Origin of the sequence: Halobacillus sp. B29 (assembly GCF_052246755.1) — a bacterium.
In the GTDB taxonomy this organism is placed as follows: domain Bacteria; phylum Bacillota; class Bacilli; order Bacillales; family Halobacillaceae; genus Halobacillus; species Halobacillus halophilus.
Window position 1 is genome coordinate 16,594 of sequence record NZ_JBQQCM010000007.1, and the last position, 14,433, is coordinate 31,026.

Sequence of the window (14,433 nt, forward strand, 5' to 3'; positions counted from 1 at the left end):
GCGGGATTCCTCCATGAACTTATTCTATTTTACGATACCCCCGTGCACTCCCCGACAAACTTTCCATTATATGTACAAAGCGGGAGAGATTCCCGCCTATTATTTTAATACCCGTAACCACGGCCACCTACATAAGATGCACCAATGATAACCAAAAGGATGAACAATACTACTAGTAGGGCGAAACCGCCACCGTATCCTCCGCTCATTTCATTCCCTCCTCTCTTGCTTACTTTACTACCATATTCAGTTCCGGAAGGGATGACAGGGCAGGAGCGGAGTTTTTTATTTTTGGGCTCTGTTAGCCCAAATTAAGTAACCGTCCACCTTAAAAATCGAAAAATACTCTAAATAAATGGAAGGTTTCTTTTATAGCCTTTACTCATTATATAGGGAAAAATCGTCTTATTCCGAGCCAGGCAAAGTATAAAGACTGGGCAAAGAAAGCCATTCCCCATAAGGGTGCAGGTATAAATTTTGTAGCACGTGCTAAGTTGGCAGCGTCACCAGCCTGCATAGGGGACACGAAACTAATCCACATAATCTCAAAAGCGCTTGTCACCGCTTCTACAAAAACAAGGGATGCTAAAAATACGAGCACATATTCAATAAAGGTCTGGTTACCACTTCGCAACAGCCAGATAAATCCTGCCCCGAAAGTAATGACCCAGAAGAGTCCGTAACCATTTCGCACCCAAAAGACTAGATTAACCGCTAAGAAAGCAAGAAGAATATAAATCATCCACTTATACTGACCCTTGGAAATTAAATAAAAAAAGAGGAATGCAAAAAAAGAAGCAAAGACATAACCTGAAATACTGGTTAGGAAATGACTGATCCATGACGAATGCCCCGTCAATGTGGTGCCAGAAGTGTTAGGAAGCAAAGAAATTCTGCGCACCTCGCCTCCCGTAATGAGGGCCGTTAACGAATGACCACTTTCGTGAATCATTGTGTTCAGAATCGCAAAGTACTTTCCAACTATAGGCATTTGAGTTAGTAACAAAGCCACGATGAGTCCAAGAATAATTTGTGTTTTCATTGGTGAAATCCTTTCTTTTCGTAATATCTTTTCTTTGTACTTCACTTTTCTCGAGCGATATAATGTTCTATAGCGGAAACCACGATAAGGAGGCAGAAAAGATGCAAATAAAGCTGTTACGTTTACTTGCCTTCCTCATTATAATTGTACCATTCGCCGGCTGTTCTGCTTCTTCAGAAGAGAAAAAGAGCTTGACTATTTCAGCAGCTTCCAGTTTAACAGACGTCATGAAAGAACTAATCGATACATATGAAAGTACTCATAACGTTAGCATTCAATTAAATTTTGCCAGTTCCGGCAAACTGGCCCGTCAAATCGAACAAGGAGCGCCTGTGGACTTGTACTTGTCTGCTAATCAAAAGTGGATGGACCAGCTTGAAGCTGATAAGCAGATTGAAGCTGCAACTCGCCGGAACTTCACTTCTAACCTTCTCGTTATAATCGGATCGAAAAGCAATAACGAATTAACATCCTTGCAAACTTTAGCGAATCTTCCACCTGAAGCACAAATAGCAGTGGGAGAACCCGAAAGTGTTCCTGCTGGTTCTTATACGAAACAGGCCCTCCAAAAGATTCATCTTTGGGAGGTAATCGAAGAGCAACTGGTTTTTGCCAGTGATGTACGCCAAGTCTTAACCTATGTAGCATCCGGGAATGTATCTTATGGAATTGTCTACAGAAGTGATGCTAAAATATCAGACCAGGTTAGAGTGCTGACAGAAATCGATCCTGAATTACATAAACCGATCGTGTACCCAGGGGCTATTTTATCAGACAGTACGCACAAGCAAGAAGCCACTGATTTTTTAAACTTTCTCAGTATGAAAGAAGCAAAAGAGATTATGAAAAAACACGGATTTCAATCGTAAGCAGGAAGTGAATGTTGACTATGAGCTATTCTCCTCTATTCTTATCTTTAAAAATTGCAGCCATCGCCACCCTGCTTGTTTTTATAGTCGGGGTTATACTTGCACGAGTCATTTCCAGGAATTTATTTCCCGGGAAAAGTATTCTAGAATCTGTATTTTTACTACCACTTGTTCTACCACCCACCGTAGTAGGTTTCGGCCTGCTTTATCTATTTGGGAAAAATGGAATACTGGGTAAATGGCTAATGGACTGGTTTGGTGTTCAAGTTGTTTTCTCCTGGATAGGGGCTGTTATTGCTGCAGTGGTGGTTTCATTTCCTCTTATGTATCAGAGCGCTTCGGCTGCGTTTCAAAATTATGATTCAAACGTAGAGAATGCGGCTTTAACGATGGGGGCTTCCAGGCTGAAGGTTTTCTTTACGATATCCTTTCCTTTGGCATGGCCGGGACTGCTGGCCGGAACGGTTCTTTCCTTTGCCCGGGCACTTGGAGAATTCGGGGCTACCTTAATGATTGCAGGATATATTCCAGGCCAGACGGATACCATTCCGTTAGCCATCTATTTCGCGGTTGAAGCTGGACGGATGGAGCAGGCAAAAATGTGGGTTCTTATTATTGTAGCCCTGGGCTTTAGTTCTACCTTATGGCTGAATTGGTGGACTAAGCGCAACATCCTTTCATTCAAAAGTAAATCATAGTGGGAGTTCTTATAGATGCTAAAGCTTAATTTTCAAAAACGACTAAATCAATACCTGCTTGATATTAAGGCTTCTTTTCAAAACGAGATTATCATTTTATTTGGCCCCTCAGGCTCTGGAAAAACGACCACTCTTAACTGTATCGCTGGTCTGAGTCACCCGGATGAAGGCCATATTGAGCTGAACGGAGAGAAGCTGTTCGACGGAAGATCTAAAGTTCCGGTTCAAAAACGGCGTATTGGCTACTTGTTTCAGAATTATGCTCTGTTTCCTCATATGACTGTCCAAAAGAACATCCAATATGGTTCCAATGATGATGAATTAGTCCAGCAATTAACTGAAGTAGTTGGTATTCAACATTTGATGACAAGCTACCCTCATCAAATATCAGGTGGAGAAAAGCAGCGAGTTGCCTTAGTCCGCGCTCTTGCTACTAAGCCCAGGGCTTTGCTACTGGATGAGCCATTTTCTTCTCTGGATCGACAAACGAAGGATCAGTGCCACCAGGAACTACTCCGCCTTCATAGCAGGTGGCAAATCCCTATCATCCTCGTAACTCATGAGGAAGAGGAAGCTAGAAAACTAGGAGACCGGATCCTTCCCATTGATCAGGGTAATCTAGGATCTCCAGACGAATTTTGGTAAGGAATCATTTTTTATTATTTTTAAATAATATGTTATGATAAATTCACAAGACATATACTTCTTTAAATACCTGTAGATTAAAGTATTGTCTCTCTCGGGCGTTGGAACTCTGTTCTAACGTCTTTATTTTTGTATAACTTTTCCAAAGTTTGTTTATATTGAATCTAGGATTGTAATTTGTTAACAATAAGAGCAAATGGCTTACTCCTCCTCCACCATTTCTGCAGGTAAATCTGCGGTTTTTTTGTACAAGAAAAGACCCGGCATCCATGGAAGGATGACGGGTCTTTTCAGTTACGATAATAATGCCCCCGGCAGGATTCGAACCTGCGGCACACGGTTTAGGAAACCGATGCTCTATCCCCTGAGCTACGGGGGCAAAAAGCGTACATGTAATATTATACAAAACATTGGCTTGAATGAAAAGTGAATTCTTCTCAAATTCCTTCCTTCCTGTTACTTCAACTCTACGGATATGATAAAATATAGTTTGTCTGTCTGAACGCTCAGGATAGTTATCATTATAAGCCGTTCCCCCAGGTCGCTTTTCTCTATAGTTTGAAAAGATTCGATAGGGTGTGCGTGCTTTTCTTAATTGAGTTTGAAGGAGGAGAAGAGATGGGACATATACCTTTCATTGCGGTTGAAGGGCCCATTGGTGTTGGGAAAACGTCTCTGTCTAAAAAGCTCGCCTCCCAGTTTGATTTTCATTTGCTCAAGGAAATCGTTGAGGAGAATCCGTTTTTAGGCAAATTTTACGACAATATTGAAGAATGGAGCTTCCAAACCGAGATGTTCTTCTTATGCAATCGGTTCAAGCAGCTGGAGGATATCGAACGGAAGTATTTGCAGTTAGAGAAGCCCGTTATAGCCGATTATCATATTTCTAAAAATATGATTTTTGCACGACGTACTTTAAGAGAAGATCAATTCCAAAAGTACTCTCAGATTTTTGACATATTAACGCACGATATGCCGCGTCCGAATATCATTGTTTATCTGCATGCTGGTCTTGATACCCTGTTAGATCGTATTCGTATGCGGAACAGAGATGTTGAAGCTAATATTCAACCCTCTTATTTAGAGCAGTTATCCAGGGACTATGAGGACTTCATGAATCACTTTGAAGCGGCTCATCCTGATATCCCTGTCATTCGATTGAATGGCGATGATATTGATTTCGTAAAACATCAGGATGATTTAAATTATATTGTTGAACTTGTAGAGCAGCACTTAAATAAAGGAGAAGTTATTAAATGAACGCACGTGAACGCTATGGAATACCACATGACAGCGTCATTACAATTGCAGGCACAGTCGGGGTAGGAAAATCTACCATGACCAATGCATTAGCTGATGCCCTTAATTTTCGTACTTCTTTTGAAAAAGTAGAAACCAATCCTTATCTTGATAAGTTTTATCATGATTTTGAACGTTGGAGCTTCCATTTACAGATTTACTTTTTAGCTGAACGCTTTAAAGAGCAGAAAAAAATCTTTGAATATGGCGGTGGATTCATTCAAGATCGTTCGATTTATGAAGATACAGGAATTTTTGCCCGTATGCATTATGAAAAAGGAACGATGTCTGAAATAGATTACCAAACGTACAAGAATTTATTCGATGCCATGGTCATGACTCCCTATTTCCCTCATCCGGACTTATTAATTTATCTTGAAGGATCATTTGATGACGTTGTCGATCGAATTAAAGAGCGAGGACGTCCAATGGAACAGGAAACACCTGTCGAATATTGGGAGGAAATGTTCAAACGTTATGAGAATTGGATTGAGAATTTCAATTCCTGCCCAGTTCTTCGACTGAATATTGCGGACTATGATGTGTTGAATGATGAAAACAGTATTGAACCGGTTATGGAAAAGATAGGACACTTTATCCAGCAATCCCGCAAATGGCGTTCCAGCCACTTACTCACCTAAACAAAAGCCTGAAGAGATTCAAATCTCTTCAGGCTTTTTTTCATGCCTTATGGACGTGTGGATCAGGTAATATATGGGAAAACACATCCATATAGAAAGGAGAATACATTCCATGAAAGATCGATTCATTCCCGTTACATCCGTGGCTAGTGGAACAGAGCAGCCTGTAGCTGCAGATATCCACTGCCTGCCCATCCAAGTGGTAAATGTATGTTTTGTTGGAGATCTTAATCATCCTAAAGATTGGGTACTGGTTGATGCCGGTATGCCAAAATCCGCCGATGATATTATTTCTGCGGCTGAAGATTTATATGGAGAACGGGCTGCACCTAAAGCCATTATTCTAACGCATGGACACTTTGATCATGTGGGAGCTGTAGAAAAGCTGGTGGATTATTGGGAAGTTCCTGTATATGCGCATGAATTAGAAATGCCTTATCTCACTGGTAAAAAAGACTATCCAGAACCAGACACAAGTGTAGACGGAGGGATGGTCGCAAAAATGTCTCGTATATTCCCTAACGAAGGGATTGATTTAGGAGAACACGTTCATCCACTCCCTACAGATGGCACCATTCCCTATATGTCCGAGTGGAAATGGTTGCATACGCCAGGTCATACGGAAGGTCATGTATCGCTCTTTCGTGAAAAGGATCGTTCCCTGATTGTCGGAGACGCCTTTGTTACGGTAAAACAGGAATATTTGTTTAAAGTACTCACGCAACAACAGGAACTAAGTGGTCCCCCGCGTTACTTAACTACGGATTGGAAAGCTGCCTGGGATTCTATAGCTAAACTTGAATCCTTGCATCCTAAAGTTGCTGTAACGGGACACGGTTTACCAATGGCAGGAGCACAACTCAATGAAGAGCTGGCTATATTAAATCAAGAATTTGATAAGATAGCGATACCTGAGGAAGGAAAATTTGTAGATCAGGAGAAGAATTAATCTGCCGGTGCAATAAGATCTGAGGCCGTTTTTTCTGTTCGCAGGAAGATAAGGCCTTTAGAAGTTTGTTAATTACGGTTACGTATTAAAATTTCACAAACTAAAAAAGCAGCCTTCGAAAAGGCTGCTTTTGTTCTATAAATCTCCAATATTATGCGCTATTGTTGATAATAAAATGGCGGAGGAGGAGGGATTCGAACCCCCGCGGGGCGTAAACCCCCTGGCGGTTTTCAAGACCGCTCCCTTCAGCCAAACTTGGGTACTCCTCCGTGTGACCGACAATGAATATAATATCACGGCTGAGTAAGCCCGTCAATATATATTAAAAACTTTTTTTATTTCTGTAGAAAAGAGAGGAATTTTGTCGTTTCATCTTTTCTCATTATAAGAACCTTCACGTGTATAGTCAATTTCCTTAATTCTAAAAGCCTGTTAAACGTCCAACTTAACCTTCCAGTAAAGCTCCCGTGTGTTGAAGACTCAGTTTCGAGACATTGGAGGAGCGGAAGGTCCGGAGGGGGACGATTTCGCTTTCCGCAGGCATGTGCTGAGCTTCCTCGGGCTTAACAGCCCTGCGGGATCTCACCGATCATGTTCCTCCCGCAGGAGTCTACATCGTCCCCCTCCGGACCTGGCCGAATCAGAAACTCGAAACCATTTAAGACGTCGATGGGTTGATGAGAAAAAAGCATGTAATCATGACCTATTTTTATGCTGTAACGATGTGAAATAGCCTGTCATAAAAGCATTTAGGACCGATTAAAAAGGAGAGCATTCTCTCTTATAAAAGCGTCCGTTATTCTCACTCGGCTGGGTTGGTGGGGAAATGACGAGACTCCCATGGGAGAAGGGACTAGGTGAGATCCCACAGGGAGTGAAACGAGCGAGGAAGCTCACCGTTACCCCATAGGAAAGCGAGTTATTTCCCCACCAGCCCCCTCCTCACAGCGTAACGGGCCCAATTTATCTCGAAGCTGAGTCTTCCACAATCCGGCTCTATAGTGTAATAAGACTTTTATATAAACAAACGATAGCGCTTAAAAGCGCGTTAAAAAAGCCGCTCCGGCAAGTTTGCTCGGTGCGGCTTTTTTATAGGATATAGGCTTTATATTATCGAATGAACTCTTTACCACCCATATATGGACGAAGTACTTCAGGGATCTCTACAGAGCCATCCTCCTGCTGATAATTCTCAAGAATCGCAGCTACTGTACGTCCCAGGGCAAGCCCAGAACCATTTAAAGTGTGAACAAATTCCGGCTTTCCTTTCTCTTCACGACGGAAACGAATACCAGCGCGGCGAGCCTGGAAATCTTCAAAATTAGAACAAGAACTGATTTCACGATACGTCTCGTAGCTTGGGATCCATACTTCAATATCGTATTTCTTAGCAGCTGTGAACCCAAGATCGCCTGTACACATGCTCATCACACGGTATGGCAGTTTAAGCATCTGCAGAACCTTCTCAGCATGGCCGGTTAGTTCTTCCAGAACCTGATAAGAATCCTCAGGTTTAGCTAGCTGAACCAGTTCAACTTTATTGAATTGATGCTGGCGGATCAGACCTCTTGTATCCCGGCCTGCAGAACCCGCTTCTGAACGGAAGTTGGTGCTGAAAGCTACAAACTTCTGTGGAAGATTCTCACTGGATAGGATCTCTTCACGATGGTAGTTCGTTACCGGAACTTCCGCTGTTGGCACTAAGAAATAGTCCCAGTCTTCAATTTTAAATGCATCCTCTTCAAATTTCGGAAGCTGTCCAGTCCCTGTCATAGAGGTGCGATTCACAAGTTGAGGAGGGAGCATTTCCTGATAGCCATGTTCATCCGCATGTAAATCCATCATGAAATTCAATAGCGCTCGCTCCAGACGGGCACCAAGTCCTTTGTAGAAAACAAACCGGCTCCCCGTAACTTTAGATGCACGTTCGAAGTCCAGAATATCGAGCTCCGTTGCTACATCCCAATGGGCTTTGGCTTCAAAAGTAAAGGCTGGAAGGTCTCCCCACTTTTTCGCTTCCACATTATCTTCTTCATCTTCTCCAACAGGAACACTTTCATGGGGGATGTTAGGAATAGATAGAAGTAAGGTTTCTAATCGCTCTTCCACGTCTTTGAGTTCAGCATCCAGATTCTTGACCCGATCTCCTACTTCACGCATTTCTTTAATCTTATCATCCGCGTCCTGCTTTTCCTTTTTCAATTGAGATATTTCTTTAGAGACTTCATTACGGCGAGCTTTTAACTCCTCCGTCTCTTGAATCAGCTCCCGGCGTCTTTCATCCAAGTCTCCAAAGGCATCCAATTCGGATAAGTCCTCACCTCGTTTATTCAACTTCTGCTTCACTTCTTCAAAATTCTGGCGTAAGTACTTCATGTCCAGCATGTGGATCCTCCTCATTCATTTAATAAATATAAAAAGCTCCCGTCCCTTGTAAATAAGGGACGAGAGCTTTTTATGCTTCCCGCGATACCACCCAAGTTGAAGATTGAAGATCAATCTCCCGGCTTAACTCATAACGGTGAGCACCGGTTCGACTTACTATTATTCAGTCGAACACTCAAGGATGGATTCACACATCTTTTTCATCAGTTCTCACCAGCCACTGACTCTCTTTAAGAAAAAGGACTATGCTACTAATTCCTATCATCGCGTTATCTATTAGCTATTGTGTCTAATAACACTAGCGGATATTCAATTATAATGCAAGTGATTTTTTAGACTCTTCCACCATTTTAACAAAATGAGCAGTCATTCGATGATCTTCGGTCAATTCAGGATGGAAAGAGCAAGCCAGGTAACCATCCTGCTGGGCCGCTACGATATGTCCGTTATACGTGGCTAATACTTTACCGGATTCACCCACACCTTCGATATAAGGGGCACGAATAAATACGGCATTGTATCCTTCAGCCACACCTTCGATATCGAGATCCACCTCAAAGCTTTCGCGCTGCCTACCGAAAGCATTACGGCGCACCTTAATATCCATCAGTCCTAAATGGACGTCATAAGATCCATCAATTTCTGATGCAAGCAGAATTAACCCCGCACAAGTACCAAAAATCGGCTTCCCTTGTTTTCCGAACTCACGAAGGGGCTCAAGGAATCCGTACTTATCGATAAGTCGTCTGATGGCTGTACTTTCGCCGCCCGGAATGATGAGGCCATCAATATGCTCAAGCTGTTCTACCTTTTTCACTACGACACTTTCTGCACCTGAAGCTTCGATGGAACGTACATGCTCACGAAAAGCTCCTTGAAGTCCTAATACACCGATTGTGGTCATGATGCATGTCTCCTTTAAATCTATCCTGAATCATTCTATAAACGATGAATCAATCGCGGATGAGAACTGTCTCAAGAACCCTGATCCGCGTATTAGTTATTTATTGACTGCGATCCTGCATACGCTGGTCAGCAGCAAGAGTAGACATTTCCATGCCCTTCATAGCTGTGCCCAAACCTCTGGAAAGTTCGCCAATCAATTTGTAATCATCATAATGCGTAGTAGCTTCTACAATCGCACGAGCAAAGCGTTCCGGGTCATTGGATTTGAAAATACCTGAACCTACGAATACTCCGTCTGCACCAAGCTGCATCATCAATGCCGCATCAGCAGGGGTAGCAATTCCACCGGCTGCAAAGTTTACGACAGGAAGGCGTCCGGCTTCACGAATTTCCATAAGAAGATCAAATGGAGCGCCATTGTCTTTCGCATAAACCATTACTTCATCTTCAGATAAACCGCGAAGATGACGGATTTGGGATTGAACTTGTCTCATATGACTGACGGCTTCCACGATGTTTCCTGTACCAGGTTCGCCTTTCGTACGAAGCATAGAAGCTCCTTCACGGATACGGCGGGTAGCTTCTCCCAAGTTACGGCATCCGCATACGAATGGAACGGTATAATCGTCCTTTTTGATGTGATAAACTTCATCGGCCGGCGTGAGTACTTCACTTTCATCGATATAATCGACACCTAAAGCTTCTAGTACACGTGCTTCTGTAATGTGCCCGATACGAGCTTTTGCCATGACCGGAATAGAAACAGCATTCATAACGTCTTCCACGATACTTGGATCCGCCATTCGAGCTACGCCTCCAGCTGCACGAATGTCCGCTGGTACGCGTTCAAGAGCCATTACGGCTACCGCTCCCGCTTCTTCAGCTATTTTTGCCTGTTCAGCATTTACAACGTCCATGATGACGCCGCCTTTTTGCATTTCTGCCATTCCGCGTTTTACGCGATCTGTACCTGTTTGTGACATACTATATTCCTCCCTGAATGGACTGTATATGATCAATCATTTGCATGATGTGAATCCTAAATTGCTTATTTTCTATTGTAACTCAAAAAAGCCTAAAATCCTACCAAATAAATTGGCATTAACTGTTAGAACCAACTTTTCACCATATCGACAGCTCCGGTGAAAATATCGCTAAAGAACTCACCGATTCCGCCTATCATCAGCATAAACCAACTGGATTTTTCAACCGCTCCGGTCGTTACCAAATCTACGGAATTCTGGTTTTCAGATAATAGATTATCATAGGATTCTTCTCCATTGTAAACAAGGGAAGCCGTTCCTACTTTGGCTCCTTTTTCAATAGGGGCCACAAGCTTTCCATCCTCATCCAATTGATCTTCCGAAAGGTTATATTCTATGGAGTATTGGTCCTTTTCCCCATTTTTAACCAGCGTTTGAAGATCCGTATTGGTCTCTACCGCTACCTGATCATCTTTTCCTTTAGCTACTTCAATCTCAGATTCACCTTCCAGTTGATAGCCCGCTTCATACAGCGTCTGTTCCTGGAATTGCTGAAAACCATAATCAAATAATTTCGCTGTCTGTTGGAAACGGGAAGCTCTAGAATCAGTCTTCATAACAACTGCAATAAAACGCTGACCATCTTGTTCAGCTGTCCCTGTAAACGTATTACCAGCAAGTTCGGTGTAACCAGTCTTTAAACCATCAACCCCGTCGTAACCAAACTGTGAGAGGGCACCGGGCATGTCTGGTACCATCCAGTTCCAGTTTGTAATCGTCTGGCCATCAAATTCGGCCGTTGGCTGACTCGAGTAATCTAAAGCTTCAGGATAATCATTAATTAAATGGTAGGCGAGAAGTGCAGAGGATCGTGCTGAGAGCATATTAGTCGCATCAGGGGCTGTCCCTTCAGGATAGTTATCTCCCAGGTGAGAATTATTCAGTCCAGTGGAATTGACGAATTCATAATCAGGCAGTCCCATTTCCTTAGCCTTTTCATTCATCATTTTCACAAATTCCGCTTCTGTCCCTGCAATCAATTCAGCAAGCGTAATGGTCGTGGCATTATCCGAATTAATGGCCATCGCTTTATACAGTTCTTCTACTTTATAATCTTTATTCATTTTCAAGCCGACGCCGGAGAATTCAGCATTAGCCGATATATCGTAAGCGTATTGGCTGATTTGTGTAGTGGTGTCCCAGCTGATGCTCCCCTTCTGGATCGCTTCCATAACGAGGTACTCTGTCATCATTTTCGTCATACTAGCGGGAGGGAGAGTAAGGTCTGCCTCTTTCTCATATAAAATCTTTCCAGAATCAGCATCTACTAGAATAGCAGATTTCGCTTCTACATTAACTGTAGCCGCGTATGTATTCCCTGGATTCATCCAGACTGCGGACATGCTCAAAATAAAGGCCATCATGACGGCCAGGGATGTTTTAAAAACTTGTTTCAACTTTCTCGACCTCCACCCACAAATTATGTATTATACCCTCGTTATTTTATCATATGGCTTAACAAAAGAATAGACAGGGAAATAGTCCCTGTCTATAAAAATTACTCAGATCAAACGGAGTAGTTCGGTGCTTCTTTTGTAATTTGAACATCGTGAGGGTGACTTTCGCGCAAGCCCGCTCCGGTAATTCTCGTGAATTTAGCATCCGTACGCAGCGCCTGGATCGTTGGGGTTCCGCAATACCCCATTCCGGATCGCAAACCGCCCATCAGCTGGTGAAGGGTATCTGCAAGAGGTCCTTTATACGGCATACGTCCTTCGATCCCCTCTGGTACCAGTTTTTTGGATTCCTGACCACTTTGGAAGTAACGATCTTTAGAACCGGATTCCATAGCCCCTACAGATCCCATTCCACGGTAAACTTTAAAACGGCGGCCCTGGAAGATTTCTGTTTCTCCTGGACTTTCTGAGACGCCCGCCAGAAGACTTCCAAGCATTACTGCATGGGCCCCTGCCGCAAGAGATTTTACAATTTCACCTGAATATTTAATACCGCCATCGGCAATAACAGGTTTGTTATATTTTTCCGCTTCCATCGCACAGTCGTGAACCGCAGTAATCTGTGGAATGCCTACTCCAGCAACGACACGGGTTGTACAAATGGATCCAGGACCTATGCCTACTTTGATCACATCGGCACCTGCTTCAATTAGTTCGCGTGTTGCTTCTGGGGTGCCTACGTTTCCGGCGATAATATTCATAGAAGGATACTTGCTTCGAATACGCTTCACTTGGTCGATTACGCCCTGGGAATGGCCGTGGGCCGTATCGATAACTAAAGCATCCACTCCCGCAGAAACAAGTTTATCAACCCTTGTCATAGCATCTGCTGTTACCCCGACGGCAGCAGCGCAGAGAAGACGGCCTTGTTCATCCTTCGCCGAAAGCGGAAATTCGATAACTTTTTCAATATCTTTAATAGTGATTAGACCTTTTAGGATGCCTTCGTTGTCCACTAATGGAAGTTTTTCAATTTTGTATTCCTGAAGAATCTTCCCAGCTTCCTCTAACGTAGTTCCCACAGGTGCCGTTACCAGATTTTCGCTTGTCATCACTTCACTGATGGCCATGGAATAGTTATCGATGAAACGCAGATCGCGGTTGGTAAGGATCCCCACCAGCTTCTGTTCTTCTTGATTATTCACAATCGGCACACCTGAGATTCTGAATTTACCCATGAGGTGCTCCGCATCGAAGACCTGATGTTCAGGAGTCAAAAAGAAAGGATTCGTGATCACTCCGCTTTCGGAACGTTTTACACGATCGACCTGCTCAGCCTGCTCTTCGATGGACATATTTTTGTGAATGACACCGAGACCGCCCTGTCTCGCCATTCCAATTGCTAGACCTGCTTCTGTGACAGTGTCCATTCCAGCACTAAGAACGGGCATATTCAGTTTTAAGGTAGGCGAAAGCTCTGTAGCTAATGAAACGTCACGAGGCAATACATCTGATTTGGCAGGGAGTAGAAGGACATCATCGAACGTTAAGCTTTCTTTTTCAAATTTATCTGCACGCATGCTTGATCTCTCCTTTTATTCAAATAATTTGGGTAAAGGTGGGGAATAATAACCGATAACTACGCAAATTACTTTCTTATTGTTATTTACAATACGACAATGACTGTTGTTTTTCAACCATAAAAAAATCCCATAAATCCCCTGTCTGGACTGCTTTCCAGACGCTTTCACGGAGCACGATGTAGTTAAAGCGCTTTCTGCTTTGCTTGCAAAAATGAGGATAAACTTGATGAAAGGAGAGGCGCTCCCATGCTTAAGGAAGAAACCATTCTTAATTACTTACAAGTTACCGCTCACACCAGACCATTTTTACTGGCCTGTTACGAAAAAACAAACAACCCGAAAGCTTCTCACCATGCTTATCAGAACGCGGAACGATTTATATATGGTTTAAATCTGGGAAGTGACTACTGGGAATCTGCAAAATCGACTCCACTGAGTGTCCAGCCGCTCCTTTTTTATTATGGACTCAATCACTACTTAAAAAGCTGCCTTCTAACGGTAGATCCAGGTTACCCTGCTACGGCGAAGGTTTTAGCTCACGGTTTGTCGACCAGAAAAAGAAAGAAACAGCATTACCGCTTTTTAGAGGATGATATTCGAGTCCAGCCCCATGGATTATTTCCTCATGCGGCGAACCATCTTTTTCAATTTACATCGTCAAAAGAAAAAATCTCTATGGATGAATTATTACGTCCCTTAGAAGCTATGGCTCCCATTTATGCATTTAAAGATTTGGAAAGTACGCATGTAGATGAACCATGGCCTCCGCTACTCGCTTATTTTGCCGTTCTGTATAACTTAAGTATGCTAGTTCGTTACGAGGGTGAATGGTGGGGAGAAATGCAGCAAATGAGGGACCGGGAAGACTATGTATTTATCATCGAATTTTTAAAGAGTGCCAGCGAACAGATCCCTGTGTTAATCTCTGCATGGTTAAAAGACCAGCTGACATCTGTTCTTTGATATCAGCTGGTCT

14 protein-coding genes, 2 tRNA genes and 1 other annotated feature are annotated in these 14,433 nt (G+C 43.0%); of the genes, 7 read left to right on the plus strand and 9 right to left on the minus strand.

Annotated features, from left to right (window positions below):
* Nucleotides 1-104: 104 nt before the first annotated feature.
* Nucleotides 105-209 carry a YjcZ family sporulation protein gene (locus ACTWP7_RS10355; RefSeq protein WP_087946016.1) on the minus strand — a complete coding sequence of 35 codons (105 nt, stop codon included), beginning with the start codon at nt 207-209 and terminating at the stop codon, nt 105-107.
* Between the two features lie 176 nt (nt 210-385).
* Nucleotides 386-1,042 (minus strand): M50 family metallopeptidase, encoded by a 657-nt coding sequence (locus tag ACTWP7_RS10360; RefSeq protein ID WP_443123115.1) that lies wholly within the window; start codon nt 1,040-1,042, stop codon nt 386-388.
* A gap of 101 nt (nt 1,043-1,143) precedes the next feature.
* Here ACTWP7_RS10360 and modA point away from each other — a divergent pair, with 101 nt between their 5' ends.
* From modA to ACTWP7_RS10375, 3 genes are read left to right on the plus strand one after another with little or no spacing between them, the layout of a single operon-like run.
* Entirely contained in the window at nt 1,144-1,911 is a 768-nt protein-coding gene (gene modA, locus ACTWP7_RS10365) for a molybdate ABC transporter substrate-binding protein (RefSeq protein WP_443123116.1), read from the plus strand.
* Between the two features lie 20 nt (nt 1,912-1,931).
* Nucleotides 1,932-2,609: a molybdate ABC transporter permease subunit gene (gene modB / locus ACTWP7_RS10370; RefSeq protein WP_443123117.1), complete on the plus strand. Its 678-nt coding sequence runs from the start codon at nt 1,932-1,934 to the stop codon at nt 2,607-2,609.
* A 15-nt stretch (nt 2,610-2,624) separates the two neighbouring features.
* Nucleotides 2,625-3,254: an ATP-binding cassette domain-containing protein gene (locus tag ACTWP7_RS10375; RefSeq protein ID WP_443123118.1), complete on the plus strand. Its 630-nt coding sequence runs from the start codon at nt 2,625-2,627 to the stop codon at nt 3,252-3,254.
* Between the two features lie 306 nt (nt 3,255-3,560).
* Here the strand turns inward: ACTWP7_RS10375 and ACTWP7_RS10380 are convergent.
* A tRNA-Arg gene (locus ACTWP7_RS10380) sits at nt 3,561-3,633 on the minus strand.
* A 239-nt stretch (nt 3,634-3,872) separates the two neighbouring features.
* On the opposite strand from ACTWP7_RS10380, the gene ACTWP7_RS10385 reads away from it, so the two are divergent.
* From ACTWP7_RS10385 to ACTWP7_RS10395, 3 genes are all read left to right on the plus strand, one after another.
* Nucleotides 3,873-4,514 carry a deoxynucleoside kinase gene (locus ACTWP7_RS10385; protein WP_014641314.1) on the plus strand — a complete coding sequence of 214 codons (642 nt, stop codon included), beginning with the start codon at nt 3,873-3,875 and terminating at the stop codon, nt 4,512-4,514.
* On the plus strand, nt 4,511-5,194 hold the full coding sequence (locus ACTWP7_RS10390) for a deoxynucleoside kinase (protein WP_089754189.1): 684 nt from the start codon (nt 4,511-4,513) through the stop codon (nt 5,192-5,194). The genes ACTWP7_RS10385 and ACTWP7_RS10390 overlap by 4 nt, the downstream gene beginning before the upstream one ends.
* Nucleotides 5,195-5,306: 112 nt before the next feature.
* A complete protein-coding gene (locus ACTWP7_RS10395; protein WP_443123119.1) occupies nt 5,307-6,143 on the plus strand; it encodes an MBL fold metallo-hydrolase in 837 nt (278 codons plus the stop codon).
* Between the two features lie 176 nt (nt 6,144-6,319).
* Here ACTWP7_RS10395 and ACTWP7_RS10400 read toward each other — a convergent pair.
* The 6 genes from ACTWP7_RS10400 to guaB form a co-directional block, all read right to left on the minus strand.
* A tRNA-Ser gene (locus tag ACTWP7_RS10400) sits at nt 6,320-6,412 on the minus strand.
* 841 nt (nt 6,413-7,253) lie between these two features.
* Nucleotides 7,254-8,528 (minus strand): serine--tRNA ligase, encoded by a 1,275-nt coding sequence (gene serS, locus ACTWP7_RS10405; protein ID WP_443123120.1) that lies wholly within the window; start codon nt 8,526-8,528, stop codon nt 7,254-7,256.
* 52 nt (nt 8,529-8,580) lie between these two features.
* Nucleotides 8,581-8,802, minus strand: a binding site (T-box leader).
* Nucleotides 8,803-8,841: 39 nt separating this feature from the next.
* A complete protein-coding gene (pdxT, locus tag ACTWP7_RS10410) occupies nt 8,842-9,432 on the minus strand; it encodes a pyridoxal 5'-phosphate synthase glutaminase subunit PdxT (RefSeq protein ID WP_443123121.1) in 591 nt (196 codons plus the stop codon).
* Nucleotides 9,433-9,532: 100 nt separating this feature from the next.
* A complete protein-coding gene (gene pdxS, locus ACTWP7_RS10415; RefSeq protein WP_443123122.1) occupies nt 9,533-10,417 on the minus strand; it encodes a pyridoxal 5'-phosphate synthase lyase subunit PdxS in 885 nt (294 codons plus the stop codon).
* Between the two features lie 125 nt (nt 10,418-10,542).
* Nucleotides 10,543-11,874 carry a serine hydrolase gene (locus ACTWP7_RS10420; RefSeq protein WP_443123123.1) on the minus strand — a complete coding sequence of 444 codons (1,332 nt, stop codon included), beginning with the start codon at nt 11,872-11,874 and terminating at the stop codon, nt 10,543-10,545.
* A 110-nt stretch (nt 11,875-11,984) separates the two neighbouring features.
* A complete protein-coding gene (gene guaB / locus ACTWP7_RS10425; protein WP_443123124.1) occupies nt 11,985-13,454 on the minus strand; it encodes an IMP dehydrogenase in 1,470 nt (489 codons plus the stop codon).
* 249 nt (nt 13,455-13,703) lie between these two features.
* On the opposite strand from guaB, the gene ACTWP7_RS10430 reads away from it, so the two are divergent.
* A complete protein-coding gene (locus tag ACTWP7_RS10430) occupies nt 13,704-14,420 on the plus strand; it encodes a YaaC family protein (RefSeq protein ID WP_443123125.1) in 717 nt (238 codons plus the stop codon).
* Nucleotides 14,421-14,433 lie beyond the last annotated feature (13 nt).

Excerpts from the sequence above, each read along its gene's own strand:
- ACTWP7_RS10355 (WP_087946016.1), bottom strand. The coding sequence starts at position 209 with ATGAGCGGAGGATACGGTGGCGGTTTCGCCCTACTAGTAGTATTGTTC.
- ACTWP7_RS10360 (WP_443123115.1), bottom strand. The coding sequence starts at position 1,042 with ATGAAAACACAAATTATTCTTGGACTCATCGTGGCTTTGTTACTAACT.
- modA (WP_443123116.1), top strand. The coding sequence starts at position 1,144 with ATGCAAATAAAGCTGTTACGTTTACTTGCCTTCCTCATTATAATTGTA.
- modB (WP_443123117.1), top strand. The coding sequence starts at position 1,932 with ATGAGCTATTCTCCTCTATTCTTATCTTTAAAAATTGCAGCCATCGCC.
- ACTWP7_RS10375 (WP_443123118.1), top strand. The coding sequence starts at position 2,625 with ATGCTAAAGCTTAATTTTCAAAAACGACTAAATCAATACCTGCTTGAT.
- ACTWP7_RS10385 (WP_014641314.1), top strand. The coding sequence starts at position 3,873 with ATGGGACATATACCTTTCATTGCGGTTGAAGGGCCCATTGGTGTTGGG.
- ACTWP7_RS10390 (WP_089754189.1), top strand. The coding sequence starts at position 4,511 with ATGAACGCACGTGAACGCTATGGAATACCACATGACAGCGTCATTACA.
- ACTWP7_RS10395 (WP_443123119.1), top strand. The coding sequence starts at position 5,307 with ATGAAAGATCGATTCATTCCCGTTACATCCGTGGCTAGTGGAACAGAG.
- serS (WP_443123120.1), bottom strand. The coding sequence starts at position 8,528 with ATGCTGGACATGAAGTACTTACGCCAGAATTTTGAAGAAGTGAAGCAG.
- pdxT (WP_443123121.1), bottom strand. The coding sequence starts at position 9,432 with ATGACCACAATCGGTGTATTAGGACTTCAAGGAGCTTTTCGTGAGCAT.
- pdxS (WP_443123122.1), bottom strand. The coding sequence starts at position 10,417 with ATGTCACAAACAGGTACAGATCGCGTAAAACGCGGAATGGCAGAAATG.
- guaB (WP_443123124.1), bottom strand. The coding sequence starts at position 13,454 with ATGCGTGCAGATAAATTTGAAAAAGAAAGCTTAACGTTCGATGATGTC.
- ACTWP7_RS10430 (WP_443123125.1), top strand. The coding sequence starts at position 13,704 with ATGCTTAAGGAAGAAACCATTCTTAATTACTTACAAGTTACCGCTCAC.